This is a genomic window from Microbacterium sp. H1-D42, assembly GCF_022637555.1.
Lineage (GTDB): Bacteria > Actinomycetota > Actinomycetes > Actinomycetales > Microbacteriaceae > Microbacterium.
The window spans coordinates 2,409,161-2,427,364 of record NZ_CP093342.1; the positions used below are offsets into that span (position 1 = coordinate 2,409,161).

An 18,204-nucleotide genomic window follows, 5' to 3' on the forward strand; every position below is an offset into this window, starting at 1 on the left:
GCGGTCAGCGGGCCCGCCCGGACTACGCTGGAGCCGTGAGCACACAACGGATCTTCGTCGCGCGCCTGGCCGGGTGCGCCGTGTTCGATCCCGCCGGCGACCGGGTGGGCAAAGTCCGCGATGTCGTCATCGTGTACCGAAAAACCGCCGCGCCCCGTGTGATCGGCCTCGTCATCGAGATCCCGGGCCGCCGCCAGGTGTTCCTCTCGATCGGACGCGTCACCTCCATCCGCGCCGGTCAGGTGATCAGCACCGGCCTGATCAACGTCCGCCGCTTCCAGCCGCGACACGGCGAAGTGCGCGTGCTCGCCGAGTTCCTCGGCCGCCGTGTGAGCCTCGTCGACGGCTCCGGCACGGCGACGGTCGAAGACGTCGCGATCGAGCAGGATCGCCACGGAGAGTGGGCCATCACGCAGCTGTTCCTGCGCAAGCCCAAGACCAACCCCTCGCCGTTCGCGAAGGGACCGACCACGTTCGCAGTGTGGAACGAGGTCGCCGAGCTTCGGATGCCAGGAGAATCCCAGTCCGCCGAGCAGCTCGTGGCCACCTATTCCGAGATGCATGCCGCTGACCTCGCCACGACGCTGCTCGACCTGCCGCAGCAGCGCCGCATCGAGGTCGCAGAGGAGCTCCCGGACGGGCGCCTCGCCGACGCGCTCGAGGAGATGCCGGAGGACGACCAGATCGGCATCATCGATCGCCTCGACGACGAGCGCGCCGCCGACGTGCTCGACGAGATGGAGCCCGACGACGCCGCCGACCTGCTCGCCCAGCTGCCCCCCGAGCGTCTCGAGCAGCTGCTCGCGCTGATGGACCCCGAAGAAGCCGAGGACGTGCGCACTCTGCTGCGCTACGGCCCTGACACCGCCGGTGGTCTCATGACGCCGGAGCCGATCGTCCTCTCTGCAGACGCCACCGTCGCCGAGGCGCTCGCTCTGATCCGCCGGCACGAGCTGCACCCCGCGCTCGCTGCCGCCGTCTTCGTCACGCTGCCGCCGTTCGAGACGCCGACCGGCCGCCTGCTGGGCGTGGTGCACTTCCAGCGGATGCTGCGCTATCCCCCGCACGAGCGACTCGGGGCGATCCTCGACGACAGCCTCGAACCGGTGTCGGTGACGGCGTCGGCCGCCGAGGTCGCGCGCATGCTCGCCAGTTACGACCTGGTCTCGCTGCCAGTGGTCGACGCAGTGCACCGACTCGTCGGCGTGATCAGCGTCGACGATGTGCTCGACTACCTGCTGCCGGATGACTGGCGCACCACCGACGCCGAGGAGAGCACCGATACCGCCGATGCCGGCGCGGGCGGTGCCCGATGATGGCCCGCGCCAATCGCCTTGACACCCCGGGCAGCCGCGGTGCCGGTCGCGTCCCCGCTCAGTCCAGCGATCGATTCGGCCGATTCACCGAATGGGTCGCCCGCGCGATGGGCACCCCGGCGTTCCTGGTCATCCTCACCCTGTTCTGCGCGGTGTGGGTCACCTGGAACACCCTGATGCCCGAGCAGCTGCGTTTCGATGACGCTGCTCTCGGCTTCACGGCGCTGACCCTGATGCTGTCGCTGCAGGCCTCGTACGCCGCCCCCCTCATCCTGCTCGCGCAGAACCGCCAGGACGACCGCGACCGCGTGCAGATCGAGCAGGACAGGCAGCGCGCCGAGCGCAACCTGGCCGACACCGAGTACCTCGCCCGCGAGATCGTCGCCCTGCGCCTGGCTCTCGAGGAGCGCAGCTCGCAGGCCGTCACCCGCGACGTGCTGCGCCAGGAGCTGAAGGCCCTGCTCGCCGAACTCGGCGACGACCGGACCGACGAACGAGGCAGGGATCGCGATGACACCCGCTGACCGGGTGCGCGCAGCGGTCGCGGCCGTCACCGACCCCGAGCTGCGCCGCCCGATCGGCGACCTCGACATGGTGCGCGACATCACCGTCCACGACGGCACGGCGCACGTCGGCATCGTGCTCACGATCGTCGGTTGCCCCGCCGCCCAGCGCATCGAACAGGACGTGCGCACTGCCGCAGCATCCGTCCCCGACGTCACAGACGTGAACGTGGATGTGGGGGTGATGACCCCCGACGAGCGCCGCGCGCTCACCGAGAAGCTGCGAGCAGGGCGTCCGGCTCGGCAGATGCCGTTCGGGCCGGACTCGCTGACCAGGGTGATCCTGGTCTCGAGTGGCAAGGGCGGCGTAGGCAAGTCGACGATCACCGCGAACCTCGCCGTCGCCCTGGCCCAGCAGGGCCTTCGGGTGGGGCTGGTGGATGCTGATGTGCACGGCTTCTCGATCCCTGGCCTTCTCGGCATCGCGCCGGGCACCCAGCCGACGCGCATCGACGATCTGATGCTGCCCCCGGTCGCCCACGAGGTGAAGACGGTGTCGATCGGGATGTTCCTGCGCGAGGGCGAGGAGGTCGTCGCGTGGCGCGGACCGATGCTGCACCGCACAGTGCAGCAGTTCCTCACCGACGTGTTCTTCGGCGACCTGGACGTGCTGCTCATCGACATGCCGCCCGGCACCGGCGACATCGCCATCTCCATCGGGCAGATCCTGCCGCACGCCGAGGTGCTCGTCGTCACCACCCCGCAGTCAGCGGCGTCCGACGTGGCGATTCGTTCTGGCCTGGTGGCCAGGCAGACCGGTCAGAAGGTGATCGGCGTCGTCGAGAACATGGCCGCCTTCACGCTGCCCGATGGCACGCTGGTCGACCTGTTCGGCGCCGGTGGCGGCGCCGAGGTGGCCGGCGCGCTGAGTTCGGATGCGGAAGCCGTGCCGCTGCTGGCATCCATCCCGCTCAGCCCGGCGCTGCGCCAGGGCGGCGATGCGGGCATCCCGGTCGTGCTGGACGACCCCGACGACCTCGCGGCCCACGCGATCATCGAGCTCGCTCGGACGATCGCCCAACGTGGCCGGGGACTGGCAGGGCGCTCCCTGCCGATGCGTCTGACCTGAAGCTCAGGTGGCTTCGGCGTCGAACGGCGGCGGCGTCGCACGCGAGAACGCCGTGCGTGTCATCGGCGTGCGCGGCGACTGCACGGGATCGGTGGTGAACGGGTTGCTCGAGGCCGGCTTGGCCACCGGCGCCGCGGTGAAGTCGGGCTCCTCGAACAGGGCGTCCCTGATGATGCGGCGCGGGTCGTATTGACGCGGGTCGAGCTTGCGCCAGTCCACCTCGTCGATCTCAGGTCCGAGCTCATCGCGCATCTTGCTGCGTGTGTCGCGCAGGTACTCCCCCGCCCGACGCACGAACTTCGCGAACCCCTCCGCCGCCTTCGGCAGGCGCTCAGGACCGATGATGAGCACAGCGACAAGGCCGATGAGCAGCAGCTTGTCGAAGGTCAACCCGAATTCCATCCCCTTAGGCTACCCGTCGCGCCTCACCTTCGGATCCACCTGTGCCGTTTACTCTGGACAGTGCCCCCCATTCTCAGGAGAATCCCCATGAGCGAGCACGACGCGAACGCCCGATTCGCCCGCGAGACCATAGCGGAGCCCTCTGCCATCGCGCGCGCCCGCGCGCATGCCGTCGAGCTCGGCGCCGCGCCCGTCAGCCCTGGCATCGGTGCGCAGTGTGCTGTGCTGGCCGCGACCAGCGGCGCGCGTTCGATCGTCGAGATCGGCACTGGTGCCGGCGTATCCGGGCTGTGGCTGCTGCGCGGCGCCCCGCAGGCAGTGCTGACCACCATCGACAACGAGCCCGAGCATCTGGGCGTCGCTCGCCAGTCGTTCGCCGACGCGAAGATCCCGCCGGCACGGGCCCGCTTCATCACCGGCCGTGCCGCAGATGTGCTGCCCCGCATGAACGAGGGCGCCTACGACATCGTGCTGGTCGACGCAGATCCCGAGAACGTGATCGAGTACGTCGAGCACAGCCTGCGCCTGGTGCGCAACGGGGGGCTCGTACTCGTGCCCCGCGTGCTCGCGGGCGGCAAGGTCGCCGACCCGGTGCAGCGTGACGCGGTCACGACCGCATACCGGTCGCTCATCCAGGAGACCCAGGAATCGCAGGCGGTACTCGCCGCGCTCTCCACCACGGGTGAAGGCCTGCTGCAGCTCGCGCGCATCTCGGAATAGCGCCGACGCCGACCGGACAGACACGCGCACAGCCACAAGAAGGGCGATGGATCGCATCCATCGCCCTTCTCGCTGTCGATCTGTCAGGCCGGATTCACAACGCCGGCAAGCACGTCATGAAGCTCCTTCGCTTCTGCATCGTTCACGGACACGACCAGACGGCCGCCGCCTTCGAGCGGAACCCGCACGATGATCAGTCGACCTTCCTTCACGGCTTCCATCGGCCCGTCGCCAGTCCTCGGCTTCATCGCTGCCATCGTGGCTCCCTTTCCTCGGTGGTATGCGACCAGTTTATCGGTAGCAGCAGACACCGTCGTCCGCCTGCCATGATGCGACCCCCTGATCGGCGTCGAGCGGCTACGGAACCTGCCAATAGGTCTGCGCCATCGCGTACATCGCCAGGATCCACAGCCACTGCAGCAGCAGGCAGACCACCAGCATCCCCCATCGATACGCGCGCGAGCGCGGCACGGCCAGCGCGCCGACCAGCGGCGTCAGCGGCATCAGCAGTCGGAACGTGCTGGACTGCGGAAAGAACACCGCCAGCAGGTAGAGCAGATAGCTGGCGCTCCACAGCCGGATGTCGATTCCGAGCCGACGCACGCTGCGCGCGCGCAGCAGCATGAGGGCCAGGCCGACCACCAGTGCTATCAGCAGGATCCAGCCCGCCCATGCCGGCATCCCCCACTGCCTCGCCCAGAACTCCGCCCCGCGCACGAAGCCCTCGAACGGGAAGAACTCGGGGCTCGGCTCCGCGAGCCAGTTGCGCCGCCAGGACAACTCGGTCTTCAAGTACGCGCCGGGGTCGCCGGTGACGACGCCGGCGATCACCTGCCAGCTGAAGCCGACGACGGTCGCCAGCGCGCCCAGCGCGACGATGTGCACCATGTCGCGCACCGGCAGCGGTTCACGCCCCCGGCGCAGCCAGCGCGAGATGCCGTGCAGTCCGAGGAACAGCGCGAAGGCGAGGATGCCAGGACGGGTGAAGCCCATCACCGGGATCATCAGGTACAGCAGCGGGTAGCGGTGACGCGAGGCGAGATCCAGCGCGACCAGCAGCAACAGGACGAACAGCGTCTCGGCGTATCCGACCTGGAACAGCGCCGCCAGCGGGCCGTTCGCGAAGAACACCACCGCCCACATCGCCGCCCCCGCTCCGATCCGCGGTCGCAGCAGGCGGTGCAGCGCAAGGCAGGCGAGGAAGCCGGCTGCCAGTGAGATCAGCAGCGCACCAGCCCCCCAGTCGCCGAAGCCGGCGAACTTGGCGAGGTAGGCGTACACGGGCATGAACGCCCAGGCGTTCTCGGTGACCTCTCCGGACGGTGTCCGCGGCAGCGTCTGCGGGTAGCCGTTCTCGGCCACCCACCAGTACCACTGGGCATCCCAGCCGAGCACGTACTCGCCGAGGGTCGGGTCGACCCCGAACCGCGAGGCTGACGTCGACAGAGTGCCGGCCAGCACCAGGAATCCGGTCGTCACCAGCCGGGCGAGCAGGTAGACGATCGCGATGCGCCCCGTGACCGGCAGCCGCGCCCAGCCGCGCACCGTCGAGCGCCACGGGCTGGTGCTGCCCGAGGTCAGGACCCGCTCAGCCACGCCCGCAGTCCGCGTTCGACGTCATCGATCTGCGCGAGCGGGACGCGCTCTTCGTCGTGGTGAGCCAGGTGCGGGTCGCCAGGGCCGTAGTTGACAGCGGGCACCCCCATCGCCGAGAACCGGGCGACGTCCGTCCAGCCGTACTTCGCGTGCGCTTCACCGCCGACTGCAGCGAGGAACCGCTGCGCGATGGGTGCGTCGAGTCCTGGGCGGGCGCCGGCGGCGGCATCCGTGAACTCGACCTCGAAGCCGGCGAAGACGCCGCGCACATGCGCCTGCGCGTCGTCGATGCTCTTGATCGGCGCGAAGCGGTAGTTGACCTCGACCTCGCAGAGGTCCGGGATCACATTGCCGGCGATCCCGCCACGGATCGCGACGGCGTTGAGTCCCTCTCGGTACCCAAGGCCCTCCACCTCGATCTCACGCGCTCGGTATTCGGCGAGGCGGGCGAGGATCGGCGCAGCACCGTGGATCGCGTTCTCGCCGACCCAGGAGCGCGCGCTGTGTGCGCGGACACCGTGGGTGCGCACGATCGCGCGCAGTGTTCCGTTGCATCCGCCCTCGACCCGTCCGTCGGACGGCTCGCCGAGGATCGCGAAGTCCGCTGCGAACAGGTCGGGACGCGCTGACGAGAGCAGGAACAGGCCGTTCTTCGACTCGTCGACCTCTTCGTTGTCGTACCACATCCAGGTGATGTCGACGGCCGGCTCGGTGAGCTCGGCGGCGAGCTTCAGCTGCACCGCGACACCGGCCTTCATGTCGACAGTGCCGCGTCCCCAGATGTGCGGCACGCCGTCGATCTCGATGTCGCGGGTCGGCACATTGCCGTTGATCGGCACGGTGTCGATGTGTCCTGCGATGACGACGCGCTGCGGGCGCCCGAGGTTGGTGCGGGCGACGACGGTGTTGCCGTGCCGGATCACCTCGAGATGGTCGTACGCCGATGCGGCCCGTTCGATGTCGTCGGCCAGCGGCCCCTCACCCCCGGACACGCTGTCCATGTCGCAGAGGGCGCGAGTGAGGTCGGCGGCGGATGCGGTCAGATCGAGCACCATGTCCTCCACCCTATCGACGCGGCACCGGCCCTGGCCCCACAGCGTGACCCGGCGTACCGACGCGGGCCATCCGCGCGTTACCGTAGACGGATGAGCAGCGAGCGCACCGTATCGGCAATGGGACTGGCGACGATCGCGTCGGACGAGACAGTGCTGGATGCCTGGTTCCCCACGGTCCGCTTCGGGGAGTCGGATGCCGGCGACGCAGCCGCCCTCGAGCAGCACGCCGGCACGGATGAGCGGCGCGCGGTGCGCACCGAGGTCATCGGACTCACGATCGATCTCGACGCATCCGTGGCATCCACGCCCGACGCCTACCTGCGCCTGCACGCTCTCTCGCACCTCCTGGTGCGCCCCAACGAGGTCAATCTCGACGGGATCTTCGGGCACCTGCCCACGAACGCCTGGACCAATGCCGGGCCGATGCTGCCCGCCGACGCCGCCCGCCTGCGCCCTGCGCTGCTTCGGCACGGCATCCAGGTGCAGGGGCTCGACAAGTTCCCGCGACTGACCGACTACGTCCAGCCCGAGGGCGTGCGCATCGCCGATGCGTCGCGCGTGCGCCTTGGTGCGCACCTCGCACCTGGCACCACCGTGATGCATGAGGGTTTCGTGAACTTCAACGCCGGCACCCTCGGGCCTGCGATGGTCGAGGGCCGCATCTCGCAGGGCGTCGTCGTCGGCGCGAACAGCGACATCGGCGCCGGCGCCTCGATCATGGGCACCCTCTCGGGCGGCGGCAGTCACCGCGTCTCGATCGGCGAGCGCGCCCTGCTCGGCGCGAACGCCGGCATCGGCATCTCGCTGGGCGATGACAGTGTCGTCGAGGCCGGTCTGTACGTGACGGCCGGGTCGAAGGTCGTGCTCAGCGATGGGCCGGTGGATGCCTTCGGTGCGAAGCCGACGGTGAAGGCCGCAGAGCTCTCCGGACGCGCCGGTGTGCTGTTCTGGCGCAACTCGCTGACCGGCGCCATCGAGGCGAAGTCGCGTGCGGGCTCGGGCGTGACTCTGAACGACGCACTGCACGCCTGAGCGGTCCGTTCACAGGGTCAGCCACTCAGGACTGCTACCCTTGATCCTGACGCCCCTCGCCAAGCGAGACGTCTGCGTCGTCGAAACACTTCCGCACCGGCATCCGGCAGCGGTCTTATCGAGCGGCGAAACGATGCGCGATCCCGCGCCGTCGCCCACTTCCCGCAGAATTCCTGCGCCTTTCACGGAGCTACACCTATGCCTACCTTCCTCGACCTCGGCGTGCCCGCCGCCCTCGCGAACGTTCTCGCGGCCGACGGCAAGACTGAAGCGTTCGCCATCCAGCGCGACACGCTGCCCGACTCCCTCGCGGGACGCGACCTGCTCGGCCGCGGCCGCACCGGCAGCGGCAAGACCATCGCGTTCGCGCTGCCCCTGGTGGCGCGACTGGCAGCATCCGCCAGCAAGCGCCAGCCCGGCCGCCCGCGTGGCCTCGTGCTCGCCCCGACGCGCGAGCTCGCCACGCAGATCGCGGCGACCATCTCGCCGCTCGCTGCCGCAGCGAACATGCGCGTGACCACCATCTTCGGCGGCGTGAGCCAGCGCCCGCAGGAGACGGCCATGCGCAATGGCGTCGACATCGTCGTCGCCTGCCCTGGCCGTCTCGAAGACCTCATGAAGCAGGGCGTCGTCTCGCTGAAGGACGTCGAGATCGCCGTGCTCGACGAGGCCGACCACATGGCCGACCTCGGCTTCCTGCCCGGCGTGACCCGCATCCTGTCGGCCACGCCGGCGAACGGGCAGCGCCTGCTGTTCAGCGCCACGCTCGACCGTGGCATCGATTCGCTCGCCAAGCGCTTCCTGCACAACCCGGTCAGCCACGAGGTCGACGAGGCCAGCGTGCCGGTCGGCGAGATGACCCACCGGGTGCTCGTCGCCGCCGACGCGGATGCCAAGAAGAAGCTCGTGCAGGACATGGCATCCGGCCTCGGCCGCCGCATCATGTTCACGCGCACCAAGCACCAGGCCAAGAAGCTGGCGAAGGTGCTCACCGCCGCCGGCATCCCCTCGGTCGACCTGCACGGAAACCTCGGCCAGAACGCCCGTGAGCGCAACCTCGCGGCCTTCAGCGCCGACCCGGCCGACGGCGGCGTGCGTGTGCTCGTCGCGACGGACGTCGCTGCGCGCGGCGTGCACGTCGATGATGTCGAGCTGGTCGTGCATGTCGACCCGCCCGTCGAGCACAAGGCGTACCTGCACCGCTCCGGCCGCACGGCGCGCGCCGGTGCCGCCGGCACCGTGGTCACCCTGATGCTGCCTGAGCAGCGCAAGGATGTGCACGACCTGCTGCGCAAGGCCGCGATCAAGGTCGCGCCCGAGCCCGCGACCGCCGCCGCTGTCGACGAGCTCGTGGGCGAGCGCGCCCCGCACGTGAAGCCTGCTCCCCCGCAGCAGCAGAGCCAGCCCAAGCAGGGTGGCGGTCGCGGTGCAGGCCGTGGGCAGTCCGCCGGTGGCGGGCAGCAGGCGGCCGGTGGTTCGCGCCGTCGTCGCTCCGGTGGCCAGGCCGCCGGCGGTCAGGGCGGTGCGGCATCCGCCGGGCAGTCGCAGCGTCAGGGCCAGCGCGGCCAGGGCGGGCAGAGCCAGGGCAATCAGGGCGGTCGCGCCCAGGGACAGCGGGATCAGGCCGCCCGCGGCCAGAACGCTCCCCGCGGTGAGCGCAGCCAGGGCGGGTCCTCGCGTCCCGCGCACGGCGGTCCCACGCAGGGCGCACCTCGCACGCAGGGTTCCCGTCGCGCCAGCCGCCCGCAGGGCCGCTGACCAGCATCCACGTCCGCGTCATCCGGCGCTGCGCGCCAGTGACGCTCCCGTCGCAGAATGTCCCGTTCGGCTCACCGCCGAGCGGGACTTTTTGCGACCCGAGTGGCGCGGGTCAGCATCCGAGCGAGAGAAATCGCGACCGGAACAGCGCCGAAGCGTCAGCCTTCGAGCGCTTTCGCACGGGCAGCGGCGAGTTCGCCGTCTGAGATCACACCACGTGCGTGCAGGCCGTCGAGCTCGATCAGACGCTCCTCGATCGACTTCGCAGGCGAGGATGCCGCCGTGGCTCCTGCAGGCGCCAGAAGAGCGCTGCGGCCGACCTGGGCGGCCAGCTGCGTCTCCATGGCGAGCGGGTCGTAGCCGGCTTGCTTGGCGACTCTCCAGTTGCGCACGCTGACCACGATGATGAAGATCACGGCGCCGACGAAGAGCACGCCGAACAGCACGAAGAAGACGCCCATCAGATCGGGCGCGGCTTCGAACATCACATCATCCATGCGTGAACGCTACACCCCGCGCCGGCTCACGGACGACCGCAGGGATCAGCGGGTGGGGAACTGCCGCTCCGGCGATCCCGTGTACAGCTGCTGCGGGCGGCCGATCTTCGTCTGCGGGTCGAGGTTCAGCTCGCGGTACTGCGCCAGCCAGCCCGGCAGGCGACCGATCGCGAACAGCACAGTGAACATGCGGGTCGGGAAGCCCATGGCCTTGTAGATCACGCCGGTGTAGAAGTCGACGTTCGGGTATAGGCGACGCTCCTTGAAGTAGTCGTCTGCGAGCGCGATCTCCTCGAGCTCCTTCGCGAGATCGAGCAGCGGGTCGCTGACGCCGAGCGAGGCGAGCACCTCGTCTGCGGCATCCTTGACGAGCTTCGCGCGCGGATCGTAGTTCTTGTAGACGCGGTGCCCGAAGCCCATCAGCTTCACGCCGTCTTCCTTGTTCTTCACGCGCTCGACGAAGCGCTGCATGCTCTCGCCCGACTCGCGGATCTGACCGAGCATGGTCAGCACGGCCTCGTTCGCACCGCCGTGCAGCGGGCCGGAGAGCGCCTGGATGCCGGCGGAGATCGACGCGAACTGGTTCGCCCCTGTGGAGCCGACCAGGCGGACCGTCGAGGTCGAGGCGTTCTGCTCGTGGTCCTCGTGCAGGATCAGCAGCAGTTCGAGCGCCTTCGACATCACCGGGTTGACCTCGTACGGCTCGGAGTGCACGCCGAAGTTCAACTTGAGGAAGTTGTCGACGAAGCTCAGCGAGTTGTCGGGGTACAGGAAGGCCTGTCCCACGCTCTTCTTGTGCGCGTACGCCGCGATCACCGGAAGCTTCGCGAGCATGCGGATCATGTTGATCTCGACGTGCTCGGGGTTGTTCGGGTCGGTCTGACCCTCGTAGTAGGTCGACAGCGCGGCCACGGCCGAAGAGAGCACCGACATCGGGTGCGCGGTGTGCGGCAGCGCCGAGAAGAAGTGCTTCAGGTCCTCGTGCAGCAATGTGTGCCGGCGGATGCGCTCGTCGAAGTCGGCGAGCTCGGCCGGGGTGGGCAGCTCACCGTAGATGAGCAGCCAGGCGACCTCGAGGTACGTGCAGTTCTTCGCGATCTGCTCGATCGGGTAGCCGCGATAGCGCAGGATGCCCTTGTCGCCGTCGATGAAGGTGACGGCCGACTTGGTCGATGCCGTGTTCACGAACCCGTAGTCGAGACCGGTGTACCCGGTCTGGCGAGTGAGCGTCGAGAAGTCGATGCTGTTGGTTCCGCTGGTGGAACGCAAGAGAGGGAACTCCGCCGTCGTGTCACCGATCGAGAGGGTCGCCTTCTCGGGCTGAGCTGCGCTCACGCCAACCTCCTGCTGCGTCTGAATCGTCATGGGGCGATGGCTGGCACGTGGCACCGGGTCGCGTGGCATGGAGCCGAACGCGATCACATCGCTTTTACAGCCTAGCCGCGCCTCCGGCCTACTGTGACATCCGCCAAGAGATCGCCGATTCTGGCAGTGATCCACACAAAGGCCTCCGCAGGATGCGAAGGACTTTCACGAATCGGATGCTGTCAGCCGGGCCGCCGCCTGCTGCACGCGCTCCAGTGGCGCGGTCAGCGACAGGCGCACGTGCTGTGCGGAGTGGTCGCCGTAGAAGTGGCCGGGGCCGGCGAGGATGCCGAGCCGCGCGAGGCGGTCGATCGACTCCCAGGCGTCGCGCCCCTCCGTCACCCACAGGTACAGCCCCGCCTCTGAGCCGTCGATCCGGAAGCCGGCCTGCCGCAGCGCCGGCGCGAGGGCATCCCGCCGCTGCCGGTAGAGGTCCTTCTGGGCCGCGACGTGCGCGTCGTCGCCCAGAGCCACGGCCATGGCGTGCTGCACTGGCTCCGGCGGCATCAGCCCCAGGTGCTTGCGGGCGGTGAGCACGTCGCCGACGATCCGGGCGCAGCCGGCGATGAATGCGGCCCGATAGCCGGCCAGGTTGGACTGCTTGCTCAGCGAGTAGACGCTGAGAAGTCCCGCACGGGTGCCTCCGGTCACCCGCGGGTCGAGCACCGAGGGGATCGGCTCACTCTCCCACTGGCCCTCCCAGCCGAGCTCCGCATAGCATTCGTCGCTGGCCAGCACAGCACCCAGTTCGCGCGCGCGGCGCACTGCGGCGGCGAGTTCGTCGACGGTCCAGGTCCGACCGTCCGGATTGCCCGGCGTGTTGATCCAGATCAGCTTCGCGCCCTCCGGCCACTCGGCCGGGTCATCGGCGGCGACAGGGGTGGCACCCGCCACCGTCGCGCCGACGGCGTACGTCGGGTATGCGACCCTCGGATGCACGACGATGTCACCGGCCCCGAGGCCGAGCAGGGTGGGCAGCAGCGCTACGAGCTCCTTCGAGCCGATCGTGGGCAGCACGTTCGCGACGGTCAGATCAGGCACGCCGCGACGCCGCGCGTACCAGTCGACGATGGCCTCTCTCACGGCCGGTGTGCCCACGGTCTGCGGATAGGAATGCGCGTCGGTCGCCTCGGCGAGAGCCGCACGGATCACCGCTGGCGTCGGATCGACCGGCGAGCCGATCGAGAGGTCGACGAGGCCGTCGGGATGCTGGGCTGCGCGCTCCCGGTACGGGACGACCGCGTCCCAGGGATAGTCCGCGAGGTCCCGGACGCTCACCTACTCCCCCTGCGGGGGCAAGACGGAGACGACGGGGTGGTCGAAGTCGTACACGCCGACCTTCGCGGCGCCGCCGGGCGAGCCGATCTCATTGAAGAACTCGACGTTGGCCTTGTAGTAGTCCGACCATTCCTCGGGGAGGTCGTCCTCGTAGTAGATCGCCTCCACAGGGCAGACCGGCTCGCAGGCACCGCAGTCCACGCACTCGTCGGGGTGGATGTACAGCATCCGCTCACCCTCGTAGATGCAGTCCACGGGACATTCGTCGACGCAGGCGCGGTCCTTGACATCGACACAGGGAAGGGCGATCACGTACGTCACGTGATCAGTCTACGACCCCTCAGCAGTGCCGGTCTCTCGGGGCGGGGTGCCGGACGCCTGCGGGGGCACGGGCGGCTGTGACAGCGCTCGGAGCCTGGCCATGTCCGGCCACGCGACCACGAGCAGCACGATGCCGGAGGCGACATACATCCAGATGTTGCCGAGCGGAGTGTCGGGCACCACGATCGACCCGCCGGGTCCGCGCTGCGAGATGACCAGGATGAGCACCATCATGCCGAGCCCCGCAGCCAGGGCGGCCCATCGATCACCGGTCAGCGCGCGCAATGCGATGAGCAGTGCCGCACAGCCGATGGCGCCGACGATCAGCCCGACGGGCACAGGTCCCAGCATGAAGCTGTGTGCGATGGTGGCCGCGATGCCGTAGACGGCACCGACGAGGGCGGCGGCGAGCCAGGACAGGCCGCGGGTGAGGATGCTGCGCACAGAAACAGCCTAGCCACCCGACCAGCCTCGATCAGACGGCCCAGCCGACGAGCCGCAGCAGCGCAGCGACGGCGGCAGCCGCCACGACCACGACGAGGAACGACTGCCGCATCCACAGCAGACCGGCGGCGACGAGGACCGCCGGCACTCGGGCATCCACCACCACCGCCTGCCCCGCACCCAATGTCTGCACCGCGACCAGCGCTCCCAGCAGCGCGACCGTGAGCAGATCGGAGATCCGGGCAGGGCGCGGCGCCTCGAGCAGGTGCGCGGGGATCAGGTACCCGAACGCCTTCAGCGCCACGCAGATGCACGCGGCCAGCAGCACCGCACTCCACACGCTCACAGTGCCACCTCCTTCGCCGGCTCGACGTCATCGCGGCCCAGCCAGTTGAACCAGCCGACGAGGATCGCGACGGCCTCAGCGACGAGCACCGGCAGCCCCGGCATGAGGAACGGCGTGAGCGAGCCGGCGACCACGGCCGCGGCGACCCCCACGGCCACCGCCTGGCGCTGCTTCAGGCGCGGCCAGAGCAGGGCGAGGAAGGCGGCCGCAGCCGCAGCATCCAGGCCCCACGCCTTGGGGTCGCCGAGCACGTCGCCCAGCAGCGCCCCGGCGAGGGTGGTGAGGTTCCAGCCTATGAAGACGCCGAGACCGGTGATCCAGAACCCGAGGCGACGCAGCCGCGTGGAGCTCTGCGAGATGGCGACGGCGGTGGACTCGTCGATGGTGACCTGAGCCGCGGCGGCGCGGCGCCAGAATCCGTCGCCGATGATCGACGACATGCGCATGCCGTAGGCGACGTTGCGCACGCCGAGCAGCGCCGCCGAGGCGACGGCTGAGGGAAGAGCAGCCAGGCCGCCGGCTCCGAACACCCCGATGAAGGCGAACTGCGAGCCGCCGGTGAACATCAGCACGCTCAGCACGCAGGTCTGCCAGACGTCGAGCCCGGATGCCACCGCGAGCGCGCCGAACGAGATGCCGTAGGCGCTGGTGGCGATGGCAACGCCGAGCCCCTCGCGCCACACCTCTCGGGTGCCGACGCGATCACCGTCGACATCCTCGACTGTTCGATCTGCTGAACGCATGCGTATCATTCTGAACGGCGACACATCGTCAGTCAAGTCGAACGATCGTTTGCAATACTGAACGACATGGATCTGCGCGAACGACTCGCCCGCTCACTGCGCCGAGAGCGGGAATCCGCCGAATTGTCGGTGTCAGAGCTGGCGCGTCGCGCCGGGGTGTCGAAAGCCACGATCTCCCAACTGGAAAGCGGGTCAGGCAACCCCAGCGTGGAGACGCTCTGGGCGATCGGCGACGCCCTCGGCATCCCCTTCGCCACGCTCGTCGAGGAGCGCGTGAACGCCCCCCGGCTGATCCGAATGGGCGACCATGCCGGTGTGCCCTCTGCCGCCTCGCCCTATCTGGCGACACTGCTGTCGGCGGCCGCACCTGGTGCACGACGCGACATCTACCTCATTCAGGCCGAGCCCGGTGAGCCTCGTCGGTCACTCCCCCACCACGCCGGCACCACGGAGCACGTCGTCCTGGTCAGCGGCGAGGCGCTCATCGGCCCCGCCGAAACGCCGGAGCTCATGCATCCCGGCGATTACCTCTCATACGCAGGAGACGCGCCTCATGTGTTCGAGGCGCGCCTTCCTGGCACGAGTGCCGTGCTCGTCACCGAGCTGCGGTGATGCGGGATCAGTACCAGTTGACGGACTGCGAGTGCCCCCACGCGGAGCACGGCGAACCGTACGCGCGCTGGATGTAGTCCAGGCCCCAGGAAATCTGGGTGGCAGCGTTGGTCTGCCAGTCACTGCCGGCAGTGGCCATCTTGCTGCCGGGCAGCGCCTGCGGGATGCCAGTGGCTCCGCCGTTGTTGTTGTACGCCTGGTAGTTCCAGCCGGACTCCTTGGTCCACAGCGATGCGAGGCATGAGAACTCGCCGTCGCCCCAGCCGTAGCGCTCGGCCGCCATCTTGCGTGCGGCGACCTTGGCCCCGTCGGGAGTGTTGACAGCGGCCAGTGCCTCAGCGGCGCGCTTGGCGTCCGCTGCGGCCTTCGCCGCGGCCCTCTCGGCCGCGATCCGCTCCGCCTCGGCCTTCAGCCTGGCATCCTCGGCGACCTTGTCGCGCTTCGCCGTCGCGAGCGCGTTGCGCAGCGCGGTGGTGTGGCTCTGCACGGCGGCGGTCTCCTGGGCGACGTCGTCGGTGAGTCCGGCAAGGGCGACTGCCGACAGGCCGTCCGTCGCAGCCAGGGCCTTGACATCGGCCTTCAGGCCTGTGATGTTCACTGCGGTCGACACCGTGCCCGGCTGCACGTCGGATGCTGCCACGACATTGTTCAGCGCTTCGGCGTAGGTCAGCGCGATCTTGCCGTCATCGACGGCGTCCGACGCGCTCGCGAGCGCGGTATCGGATGCAGCCAGGGCGGCGGGGGCATATACGATGCCGGCTGCTGCGGCGGCGACGAGGGCCGCACCGACGGCGATGCCGATCAGCGGGCGGCGCATTGCGGTGTTCGCGGAAGCGGCGGCGGCCACCCGGCGGGACACACGGGTGTTCTGGTGATGAAGCATGGGTTCGACTTTCGGGTCGTCGTCGGCCCGGACCCGCATGGGGGTTGCTCATCGGGAGCGGCTTCCCGGGCACGAAGAACGAGTCTGTCGGGTCGACCTGGGCAGAACCCCTCGCCGACCTGGGCATTCCGTGGTGGCTTCCCGGGAATCCAGGCATCAGCATTCAGGTGAAGTATGTTATGGGTTCGTTATCTTCGGCTTCGGAGCCGCGGCGAGAACGACGAAGGCCCCGGTCGTAACCGGGGCCTTCGCACGCATGTGGAGTGCTGATCAGACGTTCGCGTCCTGACGCTTCTGGCGCGAGGTCTCGCGGCCACGGGTCGTCTGGTCCAGGATCACCTTGCGGATGCGCACGACCTCGGGGGTCACCTCGACGCATTCATCATCCCGGGCGAACTCGAGGCTCTCCTCGAGCGAAAGGTCGCGCGGAGGCGTCATCGACTCGAAGGAATCAGAGCTCGCCGCACGCATGTTCGTGAGCTTCTTCTCCTTGGTGATGTTCACGTCCATGTCGTCCGCGCGCGAGTTCTCGCCGATCACCATGCCCTCGTAGACCTCCTGCGTGGGCTTGACGAAGAACGACATTCGCTCCTGCAGGGCGATCATCGCGAACGGGGTGACGACACCAGTGCGGTCAGCGACGATCGAACCGTTCTGGCGGGTCGAGATGTGACCAGCCCAAGCCTCGTAGCCGTGCGAGATGCTGTTGGCGATACCGGTACCACGCGTGGTGGTCATGAACTCGGTGCGGAAGCCGATCAGACCGCGCGCGGGAACGACGAACTCCATGCGCACCCAGCCGGTGCCGTGGTTCGTCATGCCCTCCATGCGTCCCTTGCGGTTCGCGAGCAGCTGCGTGATCGCGCCGAGGTACTCCTCGGGGGCGTCGATGGTGAGGTGCTCGAACGGCTCGAACGTCTTGCCGTCGACCTTCTTCGTGACCACCTGGGGCTTGCCGACGGTGAGCTCGAAGCCCTCGCGGCGCATGTTCTCGACGAGGATGGCCAGCGCCAGCTCACCGCGGCCCTGCACCTCCCAGGCATCCGGACGGCCGATGTCGACGACCTTGAGCGAGACGTTACCGATCAGCTCGCGGTCGAGGCGGTCCTTCACCATGCGAGCGGTGAGCTTGTGGCCGCGCACCTTGCCGACCAGCGGCGAGGTGTTGGTGCCGATCGTCATCGAGATCGCGGGGTCATCGACGTGGATCTGCGGCAGAGCGCGCACGTCGTTGGGGTCGGCGATCGTCTCACCGATCGTGATGTCGGCGAAGCCGGCGATGGCCACGATGTCGCCGGGGCCGGCGGACTCGGCCGGGTAGCGCTCCAGGGCGCGGGTCATCAGCAGCTCGGTGATGCGGGCGCTGCTGGTGGTGCCGTCGGCGCGCACCCAGGCGACCGTCTGGCCCTTCTGCAGCGTGCCGTTGAAGACGCGCAGCAGCGCGAGCCGCCCGAGGAACGGGCTCGAGTCGAGGTTGGTCACCCACGCCTGCAGCGGCGCCTCGTCGTCGTATGAGGGTGCCGGGATGTGCTCGAGGATCGCTTCGAACAGAGGCTCGAGGTCGTCGTTGTCAGGTAGCGCGCCGTTGTCGGGGCGGTTGCCGGAGGCAGCGCCGGCGCGGCCGGACGCGTAGACGACGGGCACGTCGAGCAGCGCATCGACATCGAGGTCGGGCACGTCGTCGACGAGGTCGGATGCCAGGCCGAGCAGCAGGTCCTGCGCCTCGGCCTCGACCTCGGCGATGCGAGCGTCAGGGCGGTCGGTCTTGTTGACCAGGAGGATCACGGGCAGCTTCGCCTCGAGTGCCTTGCGCAGCACGAAGCGGGTCTGCGGCAGCGGACCCTCGGACGCGTCGACCAGCAGCACCACGCCGTCGACCATCGACAGACCGCGCTCGACCTCACCGCCGAAGTCTGCGTGACCGGGGGTGTCGATGACGTTGATCGTCACCGGCGTCTCGGTGTGCAGCCCGTTGTACGTGATCGCGGTGTTCTTCGCGAGGATCGTGATCCCCTTCTCACGCTCGAGGTCACCGGAGTCCATCGAGCGCTCTTCGAGGTGCGCGTGCTCGCCGAACGAGCCGGTCTGGCGCAGCATTGCCTCGACGAGCGTGGTCTTGCCGTGGTCGACGTGCGCGACGATTGCGACGTTGCGGAGATCAGAGCGGAGGGCGTGCGCCATTCAGGAGTCCTAAAGGATGTGTG

At 69.0% G+C, this 18,204-nt stretch carries 20 protein-coding genes; 7 read left to right on the plus strand and 13 right to left on the minus strand.

Annotated features, from left to right (window positions below; genetic code table 11):
- The first annotated feature begins 35 nt into the window (after nt 1-35).
- The 3 genes from MNR00_RS11475 to MNR00_RS11485 are packed head-to-tail and all read left to right on the plus strand — an operon-like array spanning nt 36 to nt 2,948.
- Nucleotides 36-1,316 (plus strand): CBS domain-containing protein, encoded by a 1,281-nt coding sequence (locus MNR00_RS11475; protein ID WP_241926055.1) that lies wholly within the window; start codon nt 36-38, stop codon nt 1,314-1,316.
- Nucleotides 1,316-1,840, plus strand: a complete 525-nt coding sequence (locus MNR00_RS11480; protein ID WP_241928832.1) for a DUF1003 domain-containing protein — start codon at nt 1,316-1,318, stop codon at nt 1,838-1,840. Before MNR00_RS11475 ends, MNR00_RS11480 begins: the two co-directional genes overlap by 1 nt.
- Nucleotides 1,827-2,948, plus strand: a complete 1,122-nt coding sequence (locus MNR00_RS11485) for a P-loop NTPase (RefSeq protein WP_241926056.1) — start codon at nt 1,827-1,829, stop codon at nt 2,946-2,948. The genes MNR00_RS11480 and MNR00_RS11485 overlap by 14 nt, the downstream gene beginning before the upstream one ends.
- A 3-nt stretch (nt 2,949-2,951) precedes the next feature.
- On the opposite strand, the gene MNR00_RS11490 is transcribed toward MNR00_RS11485, so the two are convergent.
- Nucleotides 2,952-3,350, minus strand: coding sequence for a twin-arginine translocase TatA/TatE family subunit (locus tag MNR00_RS11490; protein ID WP_241926057.1), 399 nt, complete (start codon nt 3,348-3,350; stop codon nt 2,952-2,954).
- An 87-nt stretch (nt 3,351-3,437) separates the two neighbouring features.
- On the opposite strand from MNR00_RS11490, the gene MNR00_RS11495 reads away from it, so the two are divergent.
- The gene (locus tag MNR00_RS11495; RefSeq protein ID WP_241926058.1) at nt 3,438-4,070 is read left to right on the plus strand and encodes a class I SAM-dependent methyltransferase; all 633 of its coding nucleotides are present in this window, start codon (nt 3,438-3,440) and stop codon (nt 4,068-4,070) included.
- 83 nt (nt 4,071-4,153) lie between these two features.
- On the opposite strand, the gene MNR00_RS11500 is transcribed toward MNR00_RS11495, so the two are convergent.
- The 3 genes from MNR00_RS11500 to dapE all read right to left on the minus strand — a co-directional run bounded on the left by MNR00_RS11500 (nt 4,154) and on the right by dapE (nt 6,721).
- Complete coding sequence (locus tag MNR00_RS11500; RefSeq protein ID WP_241926059.1) at nt 4,154-4,327, minus strand: DUF3117 domain-containing protein; 174 nt, start codon at nt 4,325-4,327, stop codon at nt 4,154-4,156.
- Between the two features lie 100 nt (nt 4,328-4,427).
- Nucleotides 4,428-5,666 (minus strand): hypothetical protein, encoded by a 1,239-nt coding sequence (locus MNR00_RS11505; RefSeq protein ID WP_241926060.1) that lies wholly within the window; start codon nt 5,664-5,666, stop codon nt 4,428-4,430.
- Nucleotides 5,648-6,721, minus strand: coding sequence for a succinyl-diaminopimelate desuccinylase (gene dapE, locus MNR00_RS11510; RefSeq protein ID WP_241926061.1), 1,074 nt, complete (start codon nt 6,719-6,721; stop codon nt 5,648-5,650). The genes MNR00_RS11505 and dapE overlap by 19 nt, the downstream gene beginning before the upstream one ends.
- A 90-nt stretch (nt 6,722-6,811) precedes the next feature.
- Here dapE and dapD point away from each other — a divergent pair, with 90 nt between their 5' ends.
- A complete protein-coding gene (gene dapD, locus MNR00_RS11515) occupies nt 6,812-7,753 on the plus strand; it encodes a 2,3,4,5-tetrahydropyridine-2,6-dicarboxylate N-succinyltransferase (protein WP_241926062.1) in 942 nt (313 codons plus the stop codon).
- A gap of 198 nt (nt 7,754-7,951) precedes the next feature.
- Nucleotides 7,952-9,511: a DEAD/DEAH box helicase gene (locus tag MNR00_RS11520; protein WP_241926063.1), complete on the plus strand. Its 1,560-nt coding sequence runs from the start codon at nt 7,952-7,954 to the stop codon at nt 9,509-9,511.
- Between the two features lie 158 nt (nt 9,512-9,669).
- Here MNR00_RS11520 and MNR00_RS11525 read toward each other — a convergent pair whose 3' ends face one another.
- From MNR00_RS11525 to MNR00_RS11555, 7 genes are all read right to left on the minus strand, one after another.
- Nucleotides 9,670-10,008, minus strand: coding sequence for an SHOCT domain-containing protein (locus MNR00_RS11525; protein WP_241926064.1), 339 nt, complete (start codon nt 10,006-10,008; stop codon nt 9,670-9,672).
- Between the two features lie 45 nt (nt 10,009-10,053).
- Nucleotides 10,054-11,373: a citrate synthase gene (locus MNR00_RS11530; protein WP_241926065.1), complete on the minus strand. Its 1,320-nt coding sequence runs from the start codon at nt 11,371-11,373 to the stop codon at nt 10,054-10,056.
- 165 nt (nt 11,374-11,538) lie between these two features.
- Nucleotides 11,539-12,651, minus strand: a complete 1,113-nt coding sequence (dapC, locus tag MNR00_RS11535) for a succinyldiaminopimelate transaminase (RefSeq protein ID WP_241926066.1) — start codon at nt 12,649-12,651, stop codon at nt 11,539-11,541.
- Entirely contained in the window at nt 12,652-12,972 is a 321-nt protein-coding gene (gene fdxA, locus MNR00_RS11540) for a ferredoxin (RefSeq protein WP_241926067.1), read from the minus strand.
- 9 nt (nt 12,973-12,981) lie between these two features.
- Complete coding sequence (locus tag MNR00_RS11545; RefSeq protein ID WP_241926068.1) at nt 12,982-13,416, minus strand: histidinol dehydrogenase; 435 nt, start codon at nt 13,414-13,416, stop codon at nt 12,982-12,984.
- A gap of 31 nt (nt 13,417-13,447) precedes the next feature.
- Nucleotides 13,448-13,762 (minus strand): AzlD domain-containing protein, encoded by a 315-nt coding sequence (locus MNR00_RS11550; RefSeq protein WP_241926069.1) that lies wholly within the window; start codon nt 13,760-13,762, stop codon nt 13,448-13,450.
- Entirely contained in the window at nt 13,759-14,505 is a 747-nt protein-coding gene (locus tag MNR00_RS11555; RefSeq protein ID WP_241926070.1) for an AzlC family ABC transporter permease, read from the minus strand. The genes MNR00_RS11550 and MNR00_RS11555 overlap by 4 nt, the downstream gene beginning before the upstream one ends.
- A 66-nt stretch (nt 14,506-14,571) precedes the next feature.
- Between MNR00_RS11555 and MNR00_RS11560 the strand changes: the two genes are divergently transcribed.
- Entirely contained in the window at nt 14,572-15,117 is a 546-nt protein-coding gene (locus tag MNR00_RS11560; protein ID WP_241926071.1) for an XRE family transcriptional regulator, read from the plus strand.
- A gap of 7 nt (nt 15,118-15,124) precedes the next feature.
- On the opposite strand, the gene MNR00_RS11565 is transcribed toward MNR00_RS11560, so the two are convergent.
- Together MNR00_RS11565 and typA are read right to left on the minus strand one after the other, a co-directional pair.
- Nucleotides 15,125-16,000 (minus strand): phospholipase, encoded by an 876-nt coding sequence (locus MNR00_RS11565; RefSeq protein WP_241926072.1) that lies wholly within the window; start codon nt 15,998-16,000, stop codon nt 15,125-15,127.
- Between the two features lie 270 nt (nt 16,001-16,270).
- On the minus strand, nt 16,271-18,181 hold the full coding sequence (gene typA, locus MNR00_RS11570) for a translational GTPase TypA (protein WP_241926073.1): 1,911 nt from the start codon (nt 18,179-18,181) through the stop codon (nt 16,271-16,273).
- Nucleotides 18,182-18,204 lie beyond the last annotated feature (23 nt).